This is a genomic window from Terrimesophilobacter mesophilus (assembly GCF_014200375.1).
Lineage (GTDB): Bacteria > Actinomycetota > Actinomycetes > Actinomycetales > Microbacteriaceae > Terrimesophilobacter > Terrimesophilobacter mesophilus.
The window spans coordinates 1,538,263-1,562,131 of sequence record NZ_JACHBP010000001.1 but is presented as its reverse complement, the minus strand read 5'-3'; the positions used below and the strand labels follow the sequence as shown (position 1 = coordinate 1,562,131).

The 23,869-nt window shown below is 62.5% G+C and carries 16 protein-coding genes and 3 tRNA genes; 13 read left to right on the top strand and 6 right to left on the bottom strand.

Annotated elements, in window-relative coordinates:
- Window positions 1-181: 181 nt before the first annotated feature.
- From BKA04_RS07770 to BKA04_RS07740, 7 genes are read left to right on the top strand one after another with little or no spacing between them, the layout of a single operon-like run.
- Window positions 182-775 (top strand): hypothetical protein, encoded by a 594-nt coding sequence (locus tag BKA04_RS07770; RefSeq protein ID WP_104095906.1) that lies wholly within the window; start codon window positions 182-184, stop codon window positions 773-775.
- A complete protein-coding gene (locus BKA04_RS07765; protein WP_104095905.1) occupies window positions 772-1,848 on the top strand; it encodes a hypothetical protein in 1,077 nt (358 codons plus the stop codon). Before BKA04_RS07770 ends, BKA04_RS07765 begins: the two co-directional genes overlap by 4 nt.
- Window positions 1,845-5,855: an Eco57I restriction-modification methylase domain-containing protein gene (locus tag BKA04_RS07760; RefSeq protein WP_134542263.1), complete on the top strand. Its 4,011-nt coding sequence runs from the start codon at window positions 1,845-1,847 to the stop codon at window positions 5,853-5,855. The genes BKA04_RS07765 and BKA04_RS07760 overlap by 4 nt, the downstream gene beginning before the upstream one ends.
- Complete coding sequence (locus BKA04_RS07755) at window positions 5,852-9,340, top strand: SNF2-related protein (protein WP_104095903.1); 3,489 nt, start codon at window positions 5,852-5,854, stop codon at window positions 9,338-9,340. Before BKA04_RS07760 ends, BKA04_RS07755 begins: the two co-directional genes overlap by 4 nt.
- Before the next feature lie 4 nt (window positions 9,341-9,344).
- A complete protein-coding gene (locus BKA04_RS07750; protein ID WP_104095902.1) occupies window positions 9,345-12,668 on the top strand; it encodes a helicase-related protein in 3,324 nt (1,107 codons plus the stop codon).
- A complete protein-coding gene (locus BKA04_RS12265; protein WP_134542262.1) occupies window positions 12,665-14,686 on the top strand; it encodes an AAA family ATPase in 2,022 nt (673 codons plus the stop codon). Before BKA04_RS07750 ends, BKA04_RS12265 begins: the two co-directional genes overlap by 4 nt.
- A gap of 26 nt (window positions 14,687-14,712) precedes the next feature.
- Window positions 14,713-16,611, top strand: coding sequence for a GmrSD restriction endonuclease domain-containing protein (locus BKA04_RS07740; RefSeq protein WP_198413306.1), 1,899 nt, complete (start codon window positions 14,713-14,715; stop codon window positions 16,609-16,611).
- Between the two features lie 153 nt (window positions 16,612-16,764).
- Here BKA04_RS07740 and BKA04_RS07735 read toward each other — a convergent pair whose 3' ends face one another.
- The 3 genes from BKA04_RS07735 to BKA04_RS07725 form a co-directional block, all read right to left on the bottom strand.
- Complete coding sequence (locus BKA04_RS07735; RefSeq protein WP_104095899.1) at window positions 16,765-17,412, bottom strand: nuclease-related domain-containing protein; 648 nt, start codon at window positions 17,410-17,412, stop codon at window positions 16,765-16,767.
- A gap of 160 nt (window positions 17,413-17,572) precedes the next feature.
- On the bottom strand, window positions 17,573-18,013 hold the full coding sequence (locus BKA04_RS07730) for a VOC family protein (RefSeq protein WP_104095898.1): 441 nt from the start codon (window positions 18,011-18,013) through the stop codon (window positions 17,573-17,575).
- Between the two features lie 62 nt (window positions 18,014-18,075).
- Entirely contained in the window at window positions 18,076-18,693 is a 618-nt protein-coding gene (locus BKA04_RS07725; protein WP_104095897.1) for an NADPH-dependent F420 reductase, read from the bottom strand.
- Window positions 18,694-18,840: 147 nt separating this feature from the next.
- Here BKA04_RS07725 and BKA04_RS07720 point away from each other — a divergent pair, with 147 nt between their 5' ends.
- Window positions 18,841-19,503: a TetR/AcrR family transcriptional regulator gene (locus tag BKA04_RS07720; protein WP_198413305.1), complete on the top strand. Its 663-nt coding sequence runs from the start codon at window positions 18,841-18,843 to the stop codon at window positions 19,501-19,503.
- Between the two features lie 11 nt (window positions 19,504-19,514).
- Here the strand turns inward: BKA04_RS07720 and hpt are convergent, their stop codons facing one another.
- The gene (hpt, locus tag BKA04_RS07715) at window positions 19,515-20,066 is read right to left on the bottom strand and encodes a hypoxanthine phosphoribosyltransferase (RefSeq protein ID WP_104096691.1); all 552 of its coding nucleotides are present in this window, start codon (window positions 20,064-20,066) and stop codon (window positions 19,515-19,517) included.
- Window positions 20,067-20,089: 23 nt separating this feature from the next.
- Entirely contained in the window at window positions 20,090-21,346 is a 1,257-nt protein-coding gene (gene tilS, locus BKA04_RS07710; protein ID WP_104095896.1) for a tRNA lysidine(34) synthetase TilS, read from the bottom strand.
- Between the two features lie 43 nt (window positions 21,347-21,389).
- Between tilS and ppa the strand changes: the two genes are divergently transcribed.
- Window positions 21,390-21,878, top strand: a complete 489-nt coding sequence (ppa, locus tag BKA04_RS07705; protein ID WP_104095895.1) for an inorganic diphosphatase — start codon at window positions 21,390-21,392, stop codon at window positions 21,876-21,878.
- Between the two features lie 30 nt (window positions 21,879-21,908).
- Here the strand turns inward: ppa and BKA04_RS12260 are convergent, their stop codons facing one another.
- On the bottom strand, window positions 21,909-23,159 hold the full coding sequence (locus BKA04_RS12260; protein WP_134542261.1) for a peptidoglycan DD-metalloendopeptidase family protein: 1,251 nt from the start codon (window positions 23,157-23,159) through the stop codon (window positions 21,909-21,911).
- 222 nt (window positions 23,160-23,381) lie between these two features.
- Here BKA04_RS12260 and BKA04_RS07695 point away from each other — a divergent pair.
- The 4 genes from BKA04_RS07695 to BKA04_RS07680 all read left to right on the top strand — a co-directional run bounded on the left by BKA04_RS07695 (window position 23,382) and on the right by BKA04_RS07680 (window position 23,863).
- Window positions 23,382-23,457 (top strand) — tRNA-Glu (locus BKA04_RS07695).
- 20 nt (window positions 23,458-23,477) lie between these two features.
- Window positions 23,478-23,551, top strand: a tRNA-Asp gene (locus BKA04_RS07690).
- A gap of 56 nt (window positions 23,552-23,607) precedes the next feature.
- Window positions 23,608-23,683, top strand: a tRNA-Phe gene (locus tag BKA04_RS07685).
- A 33-nt stretch (window positions 23,684-23,716) separates the two neighbouring features.
- A complete protein-coding gene (locus BKA04_RS07680) occupies window positions 23,717-23,863 on the top strand; it encodes a DNA-binding protein (protein ID WP_104095893.1) in 147 nt (48 codons plus the stop codon).
- Window positions 23,864-23,869 lie beyond the last annotated feature (6 nt).

Sequence of the window (23,869 nt, the reverse complement as noted above, 5' to 3'; positions counted from 1 at the left end):
CGATATCCTGACCAACAAGAGAACGCGAAAGATTTTTCGTCTTCGACAGGCTCAGAGAGTTTGCTCGACGGCGACCCGAACTTCATCTTCACGTCGCCGTCGTTCATTTCCGTGAATGTCGGGGGCTGCTCGTATCCTGGAAAACTTTCCCGGGCCGGGTGCGAAAGGTGGTGATGTGGGCATGACGAGTTTCACGATTGGCATGGTCACCGTAGAGATTCTTGACGGTGCGCGTGCGATAACCGCAGTCCCACCGAGCCAGTGGCACGGTGACCGCAAAGAGCGTGTCGCGGATGCGACCCTCGCCAACCTTCAGGCAGCTGACGGACTCCGCGCTCGGATCGCCCTTGTCAAATGGCCGGATGACGACGAGGTTTCACTCGGGCACGCCGAGATTTTCGGTGGACCGGCTGACTACGAGCGCCTCGAGGATGCCGGCCTCATTTCTCCGAAGGCGGTCGGCGACAAACTGGTGGCCCGCATCCGTGCACTGAAATACGGTGAGGCCGGCCGGGCAAGTGGTGCCGTCACCGACTGGGCCCAGATCGGCGGGTGGGCAGACGCTGACGCTCCAACGGTTCTTCGCGACCTCGGTGCGACGGCGACCGGAACCTATGGCGACTTGCTCCCCAGCGCGACGCGATTCAAGTCGGAGCCGGCCATTGAGGTCCTGGCCGCTGACCCGCGTGCGTTGTTTGCGGTCTACGCGCTGACTCGCGTCATGCCGATTATGACGGGTCACGGCAAGTCCGCGGTCGAGGGGCCGAACGCATGACCGGCCTCGACGTCACGATCGAGCTCCCACAGAGTGACGCTCCCGGCGAGCTCGTCAAGGGGTACTTCACCTTGATGCGGGCGTTCGGATGGGATCTCTACGTGACCTCCCATTTCGCTCTGAAATCCGATCTCGGCCCGCACTGGTTCGCGGCCCGGATCAGCGAACTCAAGCAGTCCGATCCGAAGAATTGGCGTCCGACCCACCGCTTCGACCCTCAGGATCCTTCGGTGATCCTCAGGGACTACATCCACGAATCCGACTCCCCATACCTCGGCGTGTTCGGAGGGCAGATCCAGAAGCAGGCCGCAGCACGCAAGATCCTGGGGACGCGGAACACCTGGTTTCACTTCGGAGACGATCCGACCCTCGCGCAATTGGCCGAGGCCGCAAAGATCGTGAAGGCGTTCGTCGCCTCAAATGGAATGCACATCGGTGATCGCATCGATCGCTTGAGCGGTCGTCTCGATGATCTTCGCACTGGTCGCTATCCAGCCGAGCCTGAGCGATCTGAAGCCGAACCCCCCACGTCGGCTCCCGTGAACGAACCCGAGCTGATTGAGACTCCGGGAGACCTCCCCCGCCCGCCGATCGGTGGTACCTGGACCGGTCCGATCCCGGAACTGCGCTATCGGGTCACGAAGACCGGCGACATCATCCACCCCGACACCATGAAATCGGTGAGCAGCGAGGTCACTGGTCACCCGGCTGAGAAGTTCCGCGCGTGGACTGCGATCGAACCCCGAGGGCGCGAGTTGTGGATCGATGCCGACGGCGCGGTCGGTGGATTCATCGGAGCGACCCCGCGGCTGCTCGGCTACGTCGGTCCTGACCCGGAAGGCGAAGTCGCCCGCGGATTCTTCACCTCCCATTTTTACGTTGCGCAGGCTGGGGAAGTGATCGATCTGGATTCCGGTGAGCACATGGCGAGCCCATTCGCCACTAGCGCCGAAAGCGGAACAACACTCAGAATGACAACGTACGGCGACCTAGTCTCAGTGGACCAGTCGGATGGCATTGAACGAGTGGCCACCGTCACCCCGGCCGAGTGGTTTGAGGGGCACCTGAATTGAACGTCGAGAAGGTAGAGAGCATGTCAGCGCTACAGATTCAGGGGTCGAGTGCGGTTGCGTGGGCCGATGCCCCCGCAGGTGCAGCGGATGCCGTCGTGGAGTTCGGGCGGGACGACGCCGATGTCGGAGCCATCCAAGTCGGCATCGCAAGACTCTCAACCCGCCCGACCAAGGGCATGCTCGATGAGCTCTGGAAGTCTCGGGGCGCGAAATCTCCTATGGGCTTCATCGTTGCTGCGGTCGCACCCGAAGGCGTGTGGATTCATTACCCGACTGCAAGCGCTCCACCTATCGGACCGATCACGGTGGGTCAGGCGGAGCGCCAACTTCAGTCCGTTCTCGACGAACCGAATGGCCTGGCGGCGCACGGGCGCATCCGTTCCATTCAGGAGATCATGTCGTCGGCGGGTAGCGCTGCGTTCTCCAACCAGTTCCTCTTCACCACGTATTACTTGAACCGGGATGTCCCGAGCCGCTCCGATTGGGAAGCGGCCGGCAAGAAGGCCACCTCCATCTTGCCGAAACGAGGAGCAGAGCTGGTTGCCGCGCTCGGGTTCGAATCGGAGGCTGCCGGCTCTGACCGGCTCCTGGTGCTTCGGACGTCAAGCGGCCCGCGGCGCGCCGTCGCGGTGCTCCTCCGCGAGGACGAAAACTTCGACCGCAAATCTGCGACCTATCAGCTCACCCCGGTTGCCAAGGCCCTGGAGATCGCCGGTCGCGAGGACGTGCCATGGGTCATTGCGCTGCGCAAGTCGACGCTGCGGCTCTACCCTGGTCGCGACGGCGTGGGTGTGGGTCAACGCGGCCAGTCCGAGACCTACTTCGAGCTTGACCTCGATTGGCTTGCCCCCGAACAGGCCGCCCTGCTTACCCTCATTTTTTCTGCCGATGCCCTGGATGCGGGAGGTTCCACTCAGCAGATCCTGGATGGTTCCGGCAAGTACGCCGCCGATCTGGGAACCCGCCTTCGTGACCGGGTCTACGAGGGCGTGGTCCCTGGTCTGTCGCTGGCGATCGCCGATCGCTTGCCATCGCTAGGCCTGAAGCTCAACGCCGACGGACTCCAAATGGCGTACCGCTTGACCATGCGTGTGCTGTTCCGGCTCTTGTTTCAAGCGTACGGGGAGGCGACGGAGTTGCTGCCGGCCGGGCGCAACGATCACTTTGACGCGAACTCACTGCAGGCCTTCATCAGCCGCGAGCTGACAACCGAGCCAGAGAACTTCGCGACGGAATCGTCGGCGATCTGGTCTGACCTCTCGCAAGTGTGGGAGGTCATCTTCAACGGGAACACCCGATGGGAGATTCCAGCGTACGGGGGCAGTATCTTCGACCCCACCACCGAAGAGGGTGCGCTGCTGAAAAAGCTGGAGCTGCCCGACAGCGTGGTGGGTCCCGCACTTCTGGCACTCCTCAGCGAAGAGACGGTCGACGGGATGCGCGGCCCGGTTGATTTCCGGAGTCTCCAGGTACGTGAGTTCGGCACCATTTACGAGGGCCTGCTGGAGTCAAGCCTGTCGCTCGCGGAGCAGGATCTCGCCGTCGACCGAAATGGCGCTTACGTCCCCGCGAGAGAGAACGATGAGGTCGTCGCTCCCGCCGGCCGGCCGTATTTCCACTCGGCATCGGGGGAGCGGAAGGCGACCGGCTCCTATTACACGCCGAAGATCGTCGTCGATCACCTCATCGAGCGCTCGGTCGAGCCTGCGCTGAAGGCCCACCTCGACCGGATCAAGACGCTCGTGGACGAGGGCGGGGAGCGCCAAGCCGCAGAAGCGTTCTTCGATTTCCGCGTCGCCGACCTAGCGATGGGCTCCGCACACTTCCTGGTCGCCGCCGTGGACAAGATCGAGCGCGGCATGCGCGACTTCCTCACTGCCACCGAGGTGCCGGGCGTGCGCGCCGAACTCGCGCGCCTCGCGGAGAAGGCGCGTGAGGCGCTCGGGCACGACACGGACGGTGCGAAGGCGATCACCGACGGTCAGCTCCTTCGCCGTCAGGTGGCACGCCGTTGCATTTACGGGCTCGACATCAACCCGCTGGCCGTCGAGCTGTCGCAGCTCGCGCTCTGGATTCACACCTTTGTCCCCGGCCTGCCGATGTCGAGCCTGGACCACGGGCTCGTCCTCGCCAACTCCCTCACCGGCATCGGCACGATCGACGAGGCTATGGACGCCCTGATGGCTGACGGTCTGTTTGAGCAGATCATTCGCGAGCCACTGACGGCCGCACGCGACCTTCTGATCGACTACGCGAACGCTTCGGAGGCCGACAAGTCGGAGGTCGCCGCCGGTGCGGAGACGCTGGCGAAAGCGCGCGACGCAGCGGCCCCGGCGAAGGCGATCTTCGATGTGGCCGTCGCCAAGCGCCTCGGCGTGACGATTGACGAGGCGTGGGACGCCGAACAGTTCGTCACTCTCGCTGCAATGCGTGAGGTGCGCGAAGCCGTCGATCCGCTCCAGCCGGCGCACATGCCGTTCCTTTTCCCAGAGGTGTTCCTCCGCGAGCGGCCCGGCTTCGATGTGCTGGTCGGCAATCCGCCTTGGGAAGAGCTACACGTAGCGGAGCATCACTGGTGGGGGCTCCGGTTGCCGGGTCTGCGCTCGATGCCGCAGTCCAAGCGCATCGTCGCGCTTCGTGAGCTGCGTCAGAGCCGGCCCGATCTTGAATCCCAATATCTGGCAGAAATTGAGCAAGTCAATTCGCTACGTCGGGCAATCGCAGCAGGGCCGTTCCCAGGTGTAGGCGCCGCACATCTTGATCTGTATCAGATGTTTGGGTGGAGGAACTGGAGCTTGTTGCGCGAAGGGGGACGAGCGGGGCTTGTCCTGCCCCGCGGCGCTCTCTCAGGCGCGTCACTCGCGGAATGGCGGCGATCCGTTCTGAAAGACGGGGCATTCGCAGATGTGTGCTTCCTGACCAACAACATGCAGTGGATATTCCCAAACGTCCACCCTCAATACACGGTGGGTCTCACTGTTGTCGAGCGCGGCACAGATCATGTGGTGAGGTTCGCAGGGCCATTCTTCAGCCAATCTGAGTTCATTTCCGGAGCTGTCAACACCGCCGAGGTTCCTGCCGAGGAATTCGGATCGTGGTCCGAAACTGCGGCATTCCCGTTGATCCCCGGAACGGCTGCCGCGCAAGTCTTGCGAACGATGATGCTCTCAGGAGTTTTCCGCAACAGTCCGTCGGGCGTGGACTTCGCCCTGATCCAAGGGGACTTGAACGCAACAAAGGACAAGCCTGTTCTTGAGTTCGACGTTGAGGAATCGCGCGGTCGTATTCCGGTTGGCACGGGCGCCTCCTTCAACATCTGGAATCCGGACGCGGGAGTTCCGTATGCGTACTCGCCGGTGAACGTCTTACGCCCTTACCTTCGCCGGAAGTTTGAAGGGGCTGCTCGAACCTCGCGTTCGGCATACTCGGGCATGACGCTGCCCGAAGGGCGCCTCCAACTCGATCAGGCCCGGATCGTTTACCGAGGCATCGCGCGTGCGACGGATACGCGAACTTCCATTCCGTGCCTTGCGCCGCCCGGGCGAGCAATCGTCGACCCCGCTCACATGGTTGTCACTCGTCGAGGGTCAGCGCGACACGAGGCATTTCTGTTGGGAGTGATGGCCTCGATACCGTTCGACTGGAGTGCACGTCGGTGGGTTGAGCTTCACCTGACCTTCGGCATTCTGACTCGACTGCCAGTGCCGTGGCCAAAGTACGACTCCGGTCTCGCCAGTCGGACTGTCGCGATTGCAGGTCGACTCGCGGCTATCGACGAACGGTACAGAACCTGGGCAGACGAGGTCGGCGTCGAGGTCGGTACAGCGAACGATCAGACGACAAAGACGGAGCTCATCGCAGAACTCGACGCACTCGTGTCGCTCCTCTACGGGCTGAGCGCGGCGCAAGTGACGCACGTCTTCGAGACCTTCCATCGTGGCTGGGACTGCAAAGCCCGCCTCGAGAAAGTCTTGGGTTACTACGAGCAGTGGAAGGCCGTCGCATGACCGAGCAGATTCCCGTCTTCGCAACCAACCGGGTCGCCCCCCAGATGACTGTCGGCGAAGAGGTTCGGCGTCTCTTCCGCGTCAACCGTGAGGCGCTTGCGAATGTCCCTAGCGCCGCCATAGCTACCGCCTATATCAACCCTGCTGGGTTTCTCCTCCTCGCGGATGAACTCGAGAAGATGCCGCGCATCCGCATCCTCCTCGGCGCCGACCCCATCCCCGACCCGCTGATACCGCTGGACACCAACACGACACTGCAGCAACGCATCAACGAAGCCCTCACCGGACACACGAAATGGCTCAAGGCCGAACGCGATGCGCTCGGTTTCGAACACAAATCAACGACATCCGCCAAGCGTCTCGTCGAATGGCTCCGTGCCGCAGACACCAAAGGCGAACCCGTCGTCGAGATCCGCCGCTACACCGGTGGATTCCTACACGGCAAGACCTACATCAGCAACCACCCCACCCACCCCGCGTACCTCGCCGGCTCGTCCAACCTCACGCTCGCCGGGCTCACCCGCAATGCCGAACTGAACGTCGGCGCCTCAGGGACCCACGGGTCCACCCAACAAGTCATCGACTGGTTCGACGAATGCTGGGCCGACTCAGAACCCTACGACCTCGCGGCCCTCTACGAACCCCTCTGGGCGGAGCACAGTCCCTGGAGCGTCTTCCTCAGGATGCTGCTCGCCCGCTACGGCGAACACCTCGACGACGAGCAGGCGGGGCCGACACGCTTCGAGCTCACCCGCTTCCAAGCGGACGGTGTAAAGCGAATGAGGAGGCTCCTCGAAGAGATCGGCGGTGTGCTCGTCGCCGACGAAGTCGGGCTCGGAAAAACCTACCTCGCCCTCGAAGTCATCGCCGCTGCCACCGAGCAACAGCGCCAGCGCGTGCTCATCGCTACACCTGCCGCCCTGAAGGCTTCCGTCTGGGATCCGGTGATCGACCAATACGACATCTCTCGCCGAGTCACGGTCCATTCTTACGAAGAGATCCGAAGCCGGATGGACCCGGAGCATCCCGATCACCAGAACTTCTACGATCAAGCAGAAGACGCCGCTCTGGTCATCGTCGACGAGGCGCACAACCTGCGTAATGCAAGCGCAGCCCGGTCCGAGGCGCTCGACAGGATCATCCTTGCCGGACGCCACCCGAAGAAGGTCGTGCTGCTCACGGCGACACCCGTGAACAACTCACTCATCGACCTCGAAACCCTGGTGAAGTACTTCATCCGGGATGACGCCCGATTCGCATCGATCGGGATTCCCTCGATTCGCCGATACATTCGCGATGCCCAAGGGCTCGACCCAGAAGCGCTCACCCCCGCGCACCTCTTCGATCTGATGGACCAGGTAGCCGTCCGCCGCACCCGAAAGTTTGTGAAAGACAACTACAAGGGCGAGACGATCATGGGCCCGGGAGGGAAGAAGATCCCCGTCGAATTCCCCGACGCGGATGTGCGCCGCGTCGATTACCAACTCGACGGGCCGGGCGACGATCTCGTTGACGCCGTGACCTACGCACTCGACATCCCCGAAGAAGAAACCCACGTCGCGTCCTTCAGCATCCGTCGGAGCGACCCGAAGCGGCTCCTTCTCGCCCGATACGTACCCAGCAGGTACCTGAAGTCCGAAGACCTGAACAAGACCGAGGTGTCCAACATGGGCCTCCTCCGATCTGCACTGCTCAAGCGACTCGAGTCGTCGCCGACGGCGCTGGCCGGGACGCTCGGAGTTCTCATCCAGACACACTCCGCGTTTCTCGCTGCGCTCGACAAGGGCACGGTACTGATCGGCGGCGCCCTGCGCGACTATGTCAACTCCGAATCCGAGGATCTTGAGGAGATCATCGCAGGGCTCGATGAAGACACCGAACATCAGGCGACTCCGGCATCGCTCTACGATGCTGACCTGCTGAAGGCCGATGTCGAGCGCGACCTCGCCCTCATCAAGGAACTCCAGTCATTGGCCATTGCTGCGGCACATGACGGCGAGCCGAAGGTCGAGGCCCTGCTCGCGGAACTCAAGAGGATCGTCACCCAGGCGGCCAAGCCCGCCGTGACGAACGCCCCCACGGGAGACCGGCGAAAAGTCATCGTCTTCTCCACCTACGCGGACACCATTCGCGACCTGCACGAACGCCTCACCACCGCACTCAGCGCAGTGGCTGACGATTCGCCGCTCGCCGTGTACCGGGGCCGCCTCGCGCCCGCGATCATCGGCGAATTCGCGTCGGGAAAACGCGGCGGCATCGACCAACCGACGCGCGCCAAAGCGGTCGCCAACTTTGCCCCGCGCACAGCGGGGCGGATGCGCAACGATGGCACACCGGTCGAAGACGACCTCTACGACCTCCTGCTCACTACCGATGTTCTTGCCGAAGGCGTGAACCTCCAACAAGCCGGGCACATTGTGAACTACGACCTGCCGTGGAACCCGATGCGGATCGTCCAACGGCACGGTCGTGTTGATCGCATCGGCAGCCAGCACAAGGCAATCGAACTGAACGTCTTCTTCCCGGCGGAGCATCTGGACGAGTTCCTTGGGCTGGAACAGATTCTCGTTCGCAAGCTCAAGCAAGCCGATGCTGCGATCGGCGCCGGCAAAGTGCTCCCGGGTGTCTCGCACTACCCGCCACAAGAGCATTACGACCCCGACGACATCGTTGGCGAGATTGAGGAATTGATCGAACAGAGCGGAGGATCCGCGGCCGGCTCGGGGGAGGAGTATCGTCGACGCCTCGTCAACGCGTTCGACGCGAACCCGTCACTTCGCGGACAACTTGAAGACCTCCCCTACGGAATCGGCAGTGGCTTCGTGAACCCCGCCGTTTCGGGTCACTCCTTCGTCTTCTGCATGAAGATGGGCGACACCGGCCACACCTGGTTCCGAAACGTCAACACTGACGAGTCATGGCAGCCCGCACCCGACGAGGAGGGGCGCATCGTCGTGGATGACACGCTGATCTCACTCGTCACGGCGGATCCCGGCAAGCCGGATCGTGCTCGGTCGCTTCCCGCCTCAGCATTCCAGGCCGCTTACGAAGCCTGGGCCCTTGCGCAGGCAGATGCACACGAAGAGTGGATGCACTCGACGGACCCGAACGCCCTCGTCGCCACTCCCCCCGCATCGTTCCGCGACGCACGTGAACTTGTCAAAGACAGTGGCGGGCATTTGGGAGCCGTGCAGATGGAAACCATCAAGCGCCTTCACACGGTACCCACGGCGAAGGCGAGGAAGGCGATGCGCGCGGCCTTGCGTACGCCGGGCGAGTCCGAATCAGTGATTGAGGCAATCATCACCGTTCTCGATGACTTTGGAATTCAGCCGGCGGAAAAGGTGGAACCGCTTCCCGTTATCGCCCTGGAAGACGTTCGCCTCATCGCCTGGATGGCAGTTGAGGGGACCAAACCAACGAAGCCCGTCGCGAAAGATTCGGTCATCGACGCATCCTCGACGCCGGATGTGAAAGCAAGGTAGACCCGTGATTCAATTTGGCTATCACCCCCTGTTCGACGACCTTGATGTCGCGCTAGGGAAGAGTGAATTCGCACGTGCCATCGTTGTCGATGAAGCGGTGGGTGGTCTTTACGATTCAGTCGAATCGGTTAGAGTGGCGACCGTCAATGAGACGGGTCTCCCAGCAGGAGTGTATTGGTTCATTGGCATCGTGGAACCTCTCCTCATGCAGGTCGGAGCAGGGCCCACCGGGACGTCCGATGAACTGACGGTCGCCGCTTGGGACGACTCTCTCGAACACCCGCTCGCCGAAGCGTTCCGGTGGGCGGAGCACCTCTGGGACACCGGGCGAGGCATCCCGGAACCGAGACTGGCCGTTGGCGACCGAGCAATCACCGTGCCAGGCGGTGCCGATGTCGAGGTACGCGCGCGCACCTTTGATGCGAACAGCTGGTCCTATCAAGTCCGTGGTGACGGTGGCCTTCGCAATGAACTTGAGCACAAGCTCGCTGCTATCGAGGCATCTGATCAGCCCGATGAGTGGGTCCTCGGAGAGCGGTCCTCGGCAGCACGGTTCGGCGCAACCCTCACCCGCACGAAGCTCCGGGGGCGCTTCGCCGACACCATCTACTCGTTCCGGGCTACGCGAACCGTCTTCCGCCCGTACCAATTCAAACCCGTGCTGAAGTTATTGCAGAGCGGCCAGGCTCGCATTCTCATTGCGGATGAAGTCGGCCTCGGCAAGACGATCGAAGCAGGCTTGATCTGGACCGAACTCGAAGCACGCCACGATGTCGACCGGGTGCTCGTGGTGTGCCCGTCGGGCCTCATCGACAAGTGGCGAGATGAGATGCAGGAACGATTCGGATTCGACCTCACTCACCTCAATCAGGACGAACTCAAGCGGTTCCTCGAGCAGCATCGGGAAGGTCGACTGCCCAAGCGCAAGGCGTACGTGGTCTCCCTCGAGACCCTACGTACCTGGAAAGCCCTGGAAGAGCTAGAGGATAACCCTCCCGTGTTCGACCTGGTGATTGTCGATGAGGCTCACTCCATGCGCAATACGGACACGAAGAGTTACCAAGTAGGGACGCAGCTGTCGGAATGGACCATTGGGTCGAACATGGTTTTCCTCACGGCAACGCCAATCAACCTCCGTGAAACCGACCTTCTCCATTTGCTGGGACTGCTTGAGCCTGCGGACTTCGACACGATCGAGGACCTTGAGGCGCGGCTCAAGCCCAATGAAGTGCTGAATAAGATCGGGAAGATGCTCAGCCGTCAGGACGTGCATCGCGCTGATTTTGACAAAGTTCTTTCTGATCTACGTGGACTCGTTTTCGAGAAGGCCATCACGATACGACCAGAGTTCGCGGAGCTCAAAGACATCTTGTCCCGTGCACCCCTCGCGCCGACAGATGTTGCAGCGGCACGCCGACTGATCGCCGAACTCAACATGCTGTCCACAACGGTGACGCGCACACGACGAGTGGAAATCGACGAGAAGAAGCCAATACGAGATGCAGAACCGGGCATTGAGGTCGTTTGGAATCGCGCCGAGTCTGCATTTTACGAGGAGTACTTGACGTGGTGTCAGCGACGGGCCGACCTCGCCAACACTCCGATGTACTTTTCGATGCAGATGCCGATCCGACTTGCCAGCACGAGCGTGCACCTGGCGGCGCGAGAAGTTCTGCGCTCGGACCCTGAAGTTTGGGAAGGCGACGTCGACCAGGAACGGAAGTCCAGTTGGGTTGACCCGCATCCCGACTTGGTCGCGGCCGCAAAACGTGTGCTCGAAACGCCGGATACCAAAATCGACAAACTCGGCGAAGTATTGAAGGACTTGCATGGGCTAGGCCGTCAGGCCCTGCTGTTCACGTGGTCAAAGGCCACGCTTCGCCAGTTGAGGGACAAGTTCGCCGACAACTACCGAATTGCCGTCCTGAACGGCGACGTCAGGCGCGAACAACGTCGCAAGATCATGAAGGACTTCCGTGCGGGAGCCTACGATTTCGTTTTCGCCAACCGCGTCGCCTCCGAAGGGCTCGACTTCGAATTCTGCTCGGCAGTGATCAACTACGACCTTCCCTGGAACCCCATGGAGATCGAGCAACGAATTGGTCGAATCGACCGCATTGGTCAGCAATCAGAGAAGATCCTGATTCGAAACTTCTACAACAACGAAGCGATCGACTCACGGATCATGTTCAGAGTGCTTCAACGAATCCAAATATTCGAGCGGTCCATTGGTGAACTGGAGCCCATTATTGGGCAGCATATGGACGTCTTACGTGCCGCCATGGACTTCAGTCTCACTCCCGCGCAGCAAGAAGAAAAGGCGCTCCAATACGTCACCGCAATTGAAGCCCAGCGTGCAGGACTTCGCGAGGTCGCCGAATCTGCAGCGGGGCTGATCATCTCTGGAGACGTCGAGGTTGCCGGTCTCGAGGAGGAACTCATCGCGAGCGGGCGTTATTTCGGCCAGGAGGAACTCGCACACCTACTCGATGACTGGGCGCGCACCGACGGCGCTGACAACGTTCGATGGAGTGACGATGGCAAGTCGATCGAGCTGCAGGGCAACACGGCGATGGCGGCACGAGTCGTCGAGTTGACTCAATTGGGGCGTCGCACACGCACCGAAACGGGTTCGCTCATCTCAGATCTGCAAACTCACGTACCTATTCAGCTCTCCCTCGACCAAGAGCTCGCGCGCACTTCGGGTATTGACCTCGTCGCGGCCACACACCCACTGGTGATAGCGGCAACCGAGGTCCCCGGTCATCGCCACGCGAGGTTCGCTTCCGTTTGCGTGCGAGCAACTGAGGAAGTGCCTGTCGGAAACTACCTCGTCGTCCTCGCACACGCTGAGCACGCGAGTCGCGGTGGTGATGAGATTTGGGGTGCTGCAGTCGACATGAACGGGACGCCGAAAGGCGAGTTTCCTGCTGATGCCGTCCTCGCCGCACTCGCTAGGGGCGCCCTCAAAGAGGGCAGAGTTGTCAACGCTCCAGAACTCCCCCGCCTCGCCAAAAGGGCGAAACGAGAACTCGAGCAGCGCCACAGGGAGGTGCAGGACCGGCGCGATATCGAAGAAGGCGCATTGACGGAAGCGCGAAAGATAATACTGGCCGATCAACACGAGCGTCGAATGAAGGGCATCCGACGTCGAATGCAGACCTTATTGGAGCGCGATCGCGGTCATAAGGTGCTCCGAATGGTGGACGCCCAAAAGCGGCGCCAGCAGGAACGGTACGAGAACCTCGTCGCGGAACTCGAGACCCGTAAACCACAATCTGTCGCGCTCCGCTATCTGGCCGTGTGTGCGTTGGAGGTGACGCCGTGAACGAGCAAGAACGATCTCGTGTTGTAGCGGACGAGGCTGCTACGGAGCGGGACTACAGTAAGGCGCTCGAACAAAAGACCAAGGAAGCGCAACGACTAGTCAACGAGAGCCTCAACAACACCTGGACGACTGCACCATCCGTTGAATCACCCATGAACGGCGAACTTGTGGGACGAGTAGCCCTCGATTCACCGAGCGAGGACATCGACGGGGCGAGCGAATTCTATGTGGGGACGGCGAAGCACGAGACCGCGGACTACCAAGTCTTCAACTGGACGGCATCGATCGCGGCCTGCACCTTCTACGGTCAGCCGGCCGACCGCGAGAACCTCCAAGTCATGAGCGAACTCGTGGCGGGAGTCCGAGTGTTTGGACATAGGAATGGCGAGCTCTCCGATTTCGAGGATGCGTTCCTCGGCGCCGAGACAGACGATCTCTTCCCAAAGCGCGTGTTACAGATACCGCGAGCACCCGGCTTTGCCAGCCGCCCGCCTATTGCCAGCACCCCAGTTGATTTTGCAACGCAGGATGACATAACGCCGTCAAGCTCGAAAAGCCCAGTGGAGGTCGCCCCTGAGACCCCCGACACCTTGCATGGTGAAGATTCCCAACCTCCGACGGTGCTTCCCCCAACCAAAATGCCTGGGCCGGCGCTCCGCGCCCCCGGGCTACTAAGGCGCGAATTGGCGGCCCCGAAGAAGGCCGCAATGTCGGCCGTACTCGCCACACTTCAAGTCGACCAATATGAGGCGATCACCAAGAACGGAACCACCAGTCAGATACTCCAGGGGCACCCTGGAACAGGAAAGACCATCATCGCCGCACATCGGGCGGCATATCTCTTGCGGGATGAGGCACCCGATGATGAAAGGATACGTAGTCACGTCCTAGTAATTGGCCCGACCAATGAATACGTCGACCACATCCGCACAGCCTTGAGCGGCCTCATCGACGACGATCGAAGATACGAAGTCACGTCGATCCCCACTCTGCTAGAACAACTTTCGGAGCTGCCACCGTCGACCGTGCCGACACAGACGTTGACTTACCAGGATGTTGACCTTGAACTCGCGAAGCTCGTCGACCTCGCGTACTCGCGATCCAGGAGCAATTCAGAGCTCGGCGAGCGGCCGGACAGGGCCACCATCTATGCCGAACTTGTGTGGCTCTTGCAGGATCCACCTGACGATGGCCTCAACCCTGAGTGGGTCACCTACCTGCGCTCTCTGCCTGGAACCTATGATGAACTGCAACGGCAGAAGACGTTCCGCCACCGAGGCCTACTCGCCTACATCGGAATCAGGGCGGAGCGCCAACCTCGCTATCCGGGCCACATCATCATCGATGAGGCTCAGGATCTCCATCCCATTGAGTGGGAGGTTCTTGGCCGACTCGGAAACTCCGGAGGCTGGACTATCCTCGGAGACCTCAATCAACGCCGAACTGACCACACGTTCAGTAGCTGGGACCGCGTTGCGACCCTCCTCGCTATTGAGGACGAGAACGGTCATGCCCCGGTACAGAACCTTCAGCGCGGCTATCGTTCAACCGCACAGATTATTCATTTTGCCAATCAACTCCTCCCGCGGGAGGATCGCATCCTCTACTCTCTGCAACAGGACGGAGAGCGGCCCACTGTCACACGTATCCCTGCCGCGGGCGAGCTCATCGGGGCAGCCATCGGAGCAGCGGAAGATCTCTGCGCGCGCGTCGGGGAGGGAAGCGTCGCTGTGATCACAACAGACGCTCTGGCGTTCTCGCGTGCGCTTCAGAAGCGTGGATGGTTGCTGGACAACGCCGACACTTACGTATGGCGAAAGGGCGATCGAAGACTGCGACTCCTGCCACCAGAACGAGCGCGAGGCCTCGAGTTCGACGGGGTTGTCGTGGTCGAGCCTGCTGACTTTCCCGAGAACGCGGGACGGCTGGGCGTTCTCTACACTGCGCTCACCCGAGCGAACCGACTGTTGACAGTGATCTACCATCGGGCCCTACCGAAGGGGCTCAAGGCACGGTAATGACCGCAATTTCAAGGAGAATCTAATTGAGCACAACGGGATCGATGTTCACAGCCGGATCGGTGAAACTGACCAAGCTGCTTGACGACAGCCACACTGGTCAACTCCAACTACCTGAGTTCCAAAGAAGTTGGGTTTGGGACGAGGAGCGCATCAAGAGCCTCATCGCTTCGGTGTCTCGAGGGTTCCCAGTGGGCGCCGTCATGACTTTGGCTACTGGAGGTACAGTCGAGTTCAAGCCGCGAATGATCGAGGGGGCCAATCCGCCGGATCCGAAGATCAAGCCCGATGTCCTGCTCCTGGACGGGCAGCAACGACTTACTTCTTTGTACCAAGTCCTTCTTCGGAATGAAGTCATTCATACGGTTACGCCACGCAGGCAGAAGGTTGCTCGGTGGTTCTACATCGACATCGAGAAAGCTCTCGACTCCACGATTGATCGGGACGAAGCCGTTATTTCCGTCCCAGAGGACAAGAGAGTCACGTCCGACTTTGGGCGAACAGTTGACCTGGATCTCTCAACCAGGGATCTCGAAATCGACAACATGATGTTTCCAGTATCGATGATTCTGAACTGGCATGACTGGCAGCGCGCGTACATTGATCGATTCATGTCTCAGGCGGACTTTGAGGAACGATTCACGCGTATAAGCGAGTTTCACGACTTCATCATTCAAAACGTCACGGGCTATCTTGTTCCCGTCATCGAATTGGACAAGACGACGAGCAAAGAAGCAGTATGTGTCGTTTTCGAAAAGGTCAACACCGGCGGCAAAGCCTTGGATGCATTCGAACTCATCACTGCCATGTACGCGGCTGACGGGTATGAACTTCGCAAGGACTGGTACGGAACAACATCAACCCCGGGCCGCCAACGACGACTGAAAGACCATCTTCGGCTGCCCTCAGCTCAGGAGGGCGTGCTTGCAGGTGTCGGCAATACCGACTTCCTCCAAGTCGTTTCCCTGTTTCATACCAGGGATATGCGCGTACTCGCGGAGGCATCCGGGAAGACCGGAAAGGAACTTCCCCAAGTCTCCATCAATCGTCAGGCCCTCTTGAACCTGCCACTTGAGGCGTACAAGAAGTATCAGGACAAGGCAGAACTCGGCTTCAACGAAGCCGCCAAATTCCTCATCAATCACGGAATTTTCAGAGTTCAGGATCTTCCCTACCAAAGTCAGGTTGTTCCATTGGCCGCAATCCTTGCGGAGATTGGTTCGCGAGCCGAGCTGCCAAAGACCATGGCAAAGCTCACTGAGTGGTACTGGAATGGCGTGTTCGGTGAGCTCTATGGATCTTCCACGGAAACTCGTGTCGCTAAGGATTTCATAGATGTTCTCAAATGGGTCGATGGCGGCGAAGTGCCGGCCACTGTTCATGACGCCACGGTTCGCGCCGATCGACTTCGTTCGATGAGGATGCGGCTGTCTGCCGCGTACAAAGGTGTGAATGCCCTCCTGATGCACGTGGGGGCAAGAGACTTCCGAACGAACCAAACGTTCACCAATACTGTGTTCTTCGATGAGAACGTCGATATTCACCACATCTTCCCCAAAGACTGGTGTAAGAGTCAGGGAATCGATAGCAAGGTATATGACTCCATCATCAATAAGACTCCGCTGACATCCAGGACCAATCGCATCATTGGAGGATCCGCTCCCAGCGCCTACTTGGCTGAACTCGAATCGGACGAGGTCGACACGCCCGCGGATCAGCACGAGGGGATGGACATCCGATTGCGAACACACCTGATAGATCCGAAATTGCTCAGGGCGGATGACTTCGAGAACTTCATGAGGGCTCGCCAGGCAGAATTGGTCAAGCTCATCGAGGGGGCCACGGGCAAAACCGTCATCCCCGAATCTGCAGACATCGAAGTTGAGAGCTACGCAGAGGATGACGATGAGGAAGCGGTTGCGTGATAACAGGAAGGAGCCAGAACGCACGTGAATGATGGCGGCGTGCTCAGCGAAATGACCTGCAGCTGAAAGGCCTTGGCGGATGAGTCGGAGGACTAAAACCCATCGTCCCCACCAGCGATGTCTGAGAGCTCGCTGGGCCTAGGCCATTGACGACTACGCAGCGCGGAACCGCGCCGCCAGTAGCTCGGCCATCGCAGCCACGTCAACCTGGCCGGCTGCAGACTCCTTCAGCCGACCCGCAAGCTTCTTCGGCCAGAGCACCTCGACGCCGTTCACGCGGAACGGGCCAGCCAGAAGCGGCCAGTCCGATTCGACGAAGCAGAGGATGCCGCGCACCGGCACATCCGGCGCCACCTCGCGCACGCGCTCGATCTGCCACAGCACGCCATCGACAAGCTTCGACCTATCGCGCCCACCCACGATGAGCTTCTCGACCCTCGGGCGCAGAAACCCGCCCTCGACCCTCAGGCTCGGGGCTCCTGAATACTTCTTCGCGTCGATCACCCACACACCCGACGGGGTGACCGCCAGGTGGTCAATGTTCGCCTTGGTGCGCGGGATGCGGCGATCATGCAGAACGCGGATGCTGTCCGACGCGATACTGTCGAGCCGCGCCCCCACGCGCGCCTCACCGTCGGCACCCGTGCTCCACACTCGCGTACTCGTGCGCTCCGGCGTCAGGGCAACGGCGATGTTGCCGAACCTGCCCCAGCTCGCGCGGATCTTGGCCTCATCCTTCGCCTTTCGGCGGTCGTACTCGCGGCGCGCTGAAGCTCCCGCCGAGCTATCACCATTGGTCATGAGTGAGTCCTCGATTCGACACTCTGTCAACTATCTCCTGGACCTACCCTGCCAGTCAGGGGGATGCTGGGGTAGCCCGTCATCTGGGGGCACTTGGGGCTTGGTTTCGATACGCCGCCTGCGGCGGCTACTCAACCGTTGAGTCGGGAGCGGAGGCGGGTCACCCGAGCTCCTCGGCCAGCGCGAGGATGATGCCCGCCGGCCCGCGGAGGTAGCAGAGCCGGTAGATGTTCTCGTACTGCGCCACCTCTCCGAGGACTTCGGCGCCATGCGGGCGCAAACGGGCGAGGGTGTCATCGATGTCATCGACGGCGAACGTGACGCGGTGCAGGCCGAGTGTGTTCGACGGGATCGGCCACGGCTCGGGCGTGATGACCGCAGGGTGACGGTAGACGCTCAGCTCAAGCCGGCCGGGGGCATCCGGAATTCTCATCATCGCGATCTCGCTCACGACGCCCTCCAGGCCGACGGTCTGGTCCGCCCAGGGGCCCTCGATCTCGGCACTGCCCTCAAGCTCCATGCCGAGCTCGGTGAAGAAGGCGACCGCCGCATCCAGGTCATCGACGACGATGGCGACGTTGTCCATGCGTTGGATTGTCATGAAGGGGAGTGTAGACCGGCGGCCCGATGGCGGTCGCCGATACGCCGCCATCGAAACCCGCCTCAGCGCACCGCGGCGCTCAGGGCCAGATCGAACCCTGAGCCATTGCGCGCCAGTCCCACCAGGAGGAGGCCCGCCCACTCCAGCGCGTGAGCCAACTCGATCCCGCCCGCGTCGACCGGCCGCATGTCCAGGCTCTCCAGGAACGTCGCGACACGACCTCTCGCCTCGGCGCTGCTACCGGCGAAGAACACATCCACCGGCTTGCCGTCCGCGACGACACCCCGAAAGAGCATGTTGAACGCCTTCACAACGTGGGCACTCGCCGGGGCAACCGCAGCCAGCTGCTCGGTCACCGAATCGCCCGCGGAGGTCACGAGCCCGCTACCGTCGGCATTGAACGGGTTCGTGATGTCGACGAGGATCTTGCCCTCCAGCGCGTCGCCGAAACGCTTGACCACGTCCACCGCGCTGGCGTACAGAACCGCCACGATCACGATGTCACCCGCCGGCCTCGCCCCGAACTCGCCCACCGTGGCCGCACCGCCGACCTGCCTGGCCAGCGCCTCCGCCTTGACGGCATCACGGCTCATGAACTCGACCTTGTAGCCGTGCTGGGCCGCGCGGGTGCCGATCGCGGCCGCCATGTTGCCCGCGCCGATGATGCTGATGGTACTCATGATGTGTGCTCCTCCGTTGTGTGTCGGCCGACGGGAACGCCAAGGTGAGGCAGCCCTCCGGTCACTGATCTCCAACACAACGGAGGTATCCCTCACTTTATTCCGGAGGGTTGCCTCAGTTTCGTGAAAACTTGGTACCGTGGGCGGGTGAGTGTGCCCGCCATCCAGCACCAGCGACGCCCCCTGCGCCGCGACGCCCAGGAACGCCGCAACAAACTCATCGCCTCAGCGCAGCGCGAATTCGCCGCCCAGGGCGTGAACGCATCCCTCGAGAAGATCGCCCGCGACGCCGGCGTGGCCATCGGCACCCTGTACCGCCACTTCCCGACCCGCCTCGACTTGCTCCTGGCCGCCTTCACGCCCCGCCTCGAGGAGTTCCTCGACGGCGCCACCACCGCGCTGGCCGTGGCCGACCCGTGGAATGGCTTCGCCGCCTACCTCGAGCACCTGTTCCGCATGCAGGCAGGCGACCGCGGCTTCAACGACTTCCTCTCCCGCCGCTTCCCCGGCAACGCGAACACCGAGCGCATCCACGACGAGATGTGTCAACAGATCGAGACCGTGCTCACCCGGGCGCAGGATGCCGGCCGTGCCCGCCCCGACATCACCCAGGCCGACATCGTCAACCTGATCTGGTCCAACGGCCGGATCATGGACGCCACCCGCACCGCAGCTCCGGATGCCTGGCGGCGGAACCTGCACCTCATGCTCGACGCGTACCGTGCCGAGCGGGCACACCCGATTCCCGAGCCACCGATGACGGACGAGCAGTTGTACGAGGCTATGGTGCGGCTGAATGAAGTGGGGTAGGGGCGCTACCCCTACTGATACACGTGCGGTGCGAGCACGCCGACACCGCGCAGGTTGCGGTAGCGCTCCGCGTAATCGAGGCCGTAGCCGACCACGAACTTGTTCGGGATGTCGAAGCCCACGTACCGCACCGGCACGTCGACCTTCGCGGCATCCGGCTTGCGCAGCAGCGCCAGGATGTCGACGGATGCCGCCCCGCGGCTCTGCAGGTTCGCCAGCAGCCACGACAGGGTCAGGCCGGAGTCGATGATGTCCTCCACGATGAGCACGCGGCGGCCGGTGAGATCGGTGTCGAGGTCCTTGAGGATGCGAACGACCCCGGATGACTGCGTGCCAGAGCCGTAGCTCGACACCGCCATCCAGTCCATGTTGATCGGCAGCTTGAGCTCGCGCGCCAGGTCCGCCATGACCATGACGGCGCCCTTCAGCACGCCCACGAGCAGCAGCGGCTCGCCCGCGTAATCCTTCTCGACCTGGCGGCTCAGCTCGGCGATGCGTACATGGATGGCGTCCTCGGTGAGGAGGATCTCTTCGAGGTCATCGGCGACATCGTCCAGTTTCATGCCCGTGGTGTTCCTTCGCTCGATCACCCGCGGGCCTGCGCGCCGCCCTCCGCAGCGGAGAACACGATCAGGCCACCCTGTCTCACCACTCTAATGCCCGGCAGATGCAGCTCGCCCTGCCCGTGCCAGTCCGTCACGAGCCTCGCCACCTCGAGCGTCTGCGCGCGGCTCAACGACACCCCGAACTCGGATGCGACCGCCAACCGGATGATGCGCTGCCTCAGCGCCGCCGGGTTGTGCTCCAAACCCTTGACGCTCAGCGAGAGGCCGGCCTCAGCGTGCTCGGCGAGCTCCTCGGCCTGCTCGTCGGCGAAGTGGTCGAGGGCCTCTGAATCTTCGCGCGCCTGCTCGGCCGTGCGGGCGAGCGCCTCGGCGATGCCGGGGCCGAGCTCCGCCTCGAGCATCGGGAGGATCGTCTCTCGCACCCGCACCCGCGCGAACGTCGGATCTGCGTTCTGCGGGTCATGCCACGGCTCGAGGCCCGAGTCGACGCAGAACTGCAGGGTCGTCGCGCGGCGGATGCCGAGGAGCGGGCGCAGGTACGCGAACCGCGCATCCGGTGCCGTCGCGGACCCCCCTCCCTCACGATCGCGCCCGGACGCGGCGTTTGCCCCCGGACGCGCGGGCGCATTCGCGACGTCCGGGCGCAGATACCCGTCCCGGTCCGGCCAACTCACTGGCGCCATCCCGCTCAGGCTCGCGGCACCGCTCCCTCGGGCGAGCCCCAGCAGCACCGTCTCGGCCTGGTCGTCGAGCGTGTGGCCGAGCAGCACAGCGGATGCGCCCAGCTCCGCCGCGGCCTCGGCGAGCGCGGCGTACCGCGCCTCCCGCGCGGCCGCCTCCGGGCCACCGTCTGTGCCGACCTCGACGCGTCGCACCACGACCGGGTCGAGCCCCAGCTCGCGTGCCCGCTCCGCCGCCCGAGCCGCGACATCCGCCGATCCTGCCTGCAACCCGTGGTCGACGACGACCGCACCGGCGTGGAGTCCGGCCCGCGACGCCTCGAACGCGGTGGCGGCCGCGAGCGCGAGGGAGTCCGGTCCGCCGCTCAGCGCGACCAGCACATCCGCAGCGCCGACACCACCACTTTTGCGCCCGCCCGCGGCGATTGCCCCCCGACGAACGGGCGCATTCGTCGCAGCCGGGTGCATTCGCGACGAGCTTGGTCCCGCCCCCGCGATACCCGCGCCCTCGCCGGCCTGGCCGAGCACGGCGAGCGCCCCACGCACAGCACGGCGCACATCCGCGATGGCTGGCGACAATCTCGGACGTGTGGTCATCCAGTAACGTTATTCCAGCAACCCGCTCGAAAGGACCCCCACCATGGCCTACTACGACGCCATCATCGAAATCCCGCGCGGGAGCCGCAACAAATACGAAGTCGACCATGAGACCGGCCGCGTGTTCCTCGACCGGGTGCTCTACACGAGCTTCGTCTACCCCGCCGACTACGGCTTCTTCGAGAACACGCTCGGCCTCGACGGCGACCCCGTCGACGTGCTCGTACTACTCGAGTACCCGCTCTTCCCCGGCGTCGGCCTCTCGGTGCGCCCGGTCGGCGTGTTCAACATGACGGATGACGCCGGCTCCGACGCGAAAGTCATCGCTGTACCCGCCAAGGATCCGCGCTGGGACCACATCCAGGACGTCACCGACATCCCCGAGTTCACCCGCAAAGAGATCGAGCACTTCTTCGAGCACTACAAGGACCTCGAACCGGGCAAGTGGGTCAAGACCGAAGGCTGGGGGGATGTCGCCGAGGCCGAGGCGATCGTCCTCGCGGGCCTGGAGAAGCGCAAGGTCGAGGGTTAAACTCCCCACCGCTCTCCAGCGGTAGCGCGATCAGCCCAGCCGGATGCCTCGCGCGGCCATGAACGGAACCGCATCGACCGCGGTGCCGTTGATCCGCACCTCGAAGTGGAGGTGGCATCCGGTCGCCGCGCCAGTCATACCGACCTTCGCGATCACCTGCCCGACGACGACTTCCTGGCCGTAGTGCACCTTGGTGCCGCCGTTGACAATGTGCGCATACCCGGTGACGATCCCGCCGCCGTGGTCGATGAGGACGAAGTTGCCGTAGGTCCCGTAGTAACCGGCATAGGTGACGGTGCCACTGTGGGCGGCATAGATCGGGCTGTTGCAGCTCGCGCCGATATCTGTGCCGCGGTGGAACGGTGACACTCCGGGGTACGGGGGAACTCGCGGACCGAAGCCGCTCGTGATGCGGCCGAACGCCGGACGCGCCCACCCCTGCGAACTGATCTCGACCGCGCCGCCGCCGGCACCCCACTGCTCCTGGATGCCCTTGACGTACTGCGCCTCGATGTGCCGCTGGCCCGTCTTCAGGGTCGCCAGCTGAGCCTGCAGCGTCGCGTTGTTGGCCTGCTGCTCCTGCAGGGCCGCTGCGGCCGCATCCGCCGCCTTCTGCGCCGCGACCTGCGCCTTCTGGGCGGCATCCCGCAGCACCTCAAGCGCATCCTTGGCGACATTCGCCTGGTCGGTGAGCGACTGTGCCGTGTTCTGGTCCTGCGTTGCGCGGTCGTACAGCCCCTTGGACTGTTCGGAGATCTTCGTCGCCATTCCCAACTGGGCGAGGAGGTCCTTCGCGTTGTCCCCGTTGAAGAACAGGGTCGCGCTGAAGTCCTCGCCGCCCGTGCGTGCGAGTCGCGCGGCCATCTGGCCGGCCCGCTTCTTCGAGTCGTCGGCCTTCAGCTGCGCGGCATCCGCCTGCGCCTGGTACTGCTGGGTCTTGTAGTCCTGCTCGTCGAAGGCATCCTGCGCTTTCGCGAACAGGGTGCCCTTCTCGATCGCATCCGCCTCGGTGGCCTTCTGGTTGGCGTCGAGTTGCTTGAGGAGCTTCTCGATCCTCGCGATCTCCGCCTTCTTCTTGGCGACGTTGTGGCGTGCGGCGAGCACGTCGCCCCAGCTCGGGTAGTCCGCCGCCCAGGCCGTGTCGGCGACGGGCGATGCCACCGTGCCGGTGAACACCATGCTGAGCAGGGCGAGCGTCACCAGGATGCGGTTGCGCCACCATGCAGTACGCGAACGACGCTCCACCTGCGCGTTCGACATGATTCCCCAGCTTTCTGGCACGCGACCCCTCTGATCACGCCAGTAACATTGTTAACATCTGCCACAGTAACAAGGCTTTCGCGACATGGCCAGCACATCGAAGCCTCAAGTTTCACTTGAACCTACTTCCCGGCATCCGGATGGCGGGGATTGTCGCCGGTGTGGCCGAATCTGCGCGTTTGGCAAAACCGGGGGTCACCCTTATGCTTGAACGTCGGTAGCTAAGAAGGTTCAACACTTCCTGGCCCCATCGTTTAGTGGCCTAGGACACCGCCCTTTCACGGCGGCAGCACGGGTTCGAATCCCGTTGGGGTCACCAGACATGTAACTGAATAGCTAGGCCCTGTAGCGCAGTTGGTTAGCGCGCCGCCCTGTCACGGCGGAGGTCGCCGGTTCAAGTCCGGTCAGGGTCGCAAGGCACGGCCACTCTCGCCAGTGGCTGTGCCTTACCTCCCTCCGGGGAGGGCACGGCTCTGTAGCTCAGTTGGTAGAGCGCACGACTGAAAATCGTGAGGTCACCGGATCGACGCCGGTCGGAGCCACCACAGTATCCGGGACGACTGCGTAGCATTTCTCCCATGAGCGACCTTCCCTCGATCGGCAGCCCTGCGACACGGGCGCTCCACGAAGCGGGCATCATCCGGATGGAGCAGGTTGCGTCGCTCACGCGATCGCAGCTCCTCGCTCTGCATGGGATCGGGCTCAAGGCCATCCGTATCCTCTAGGCGGCC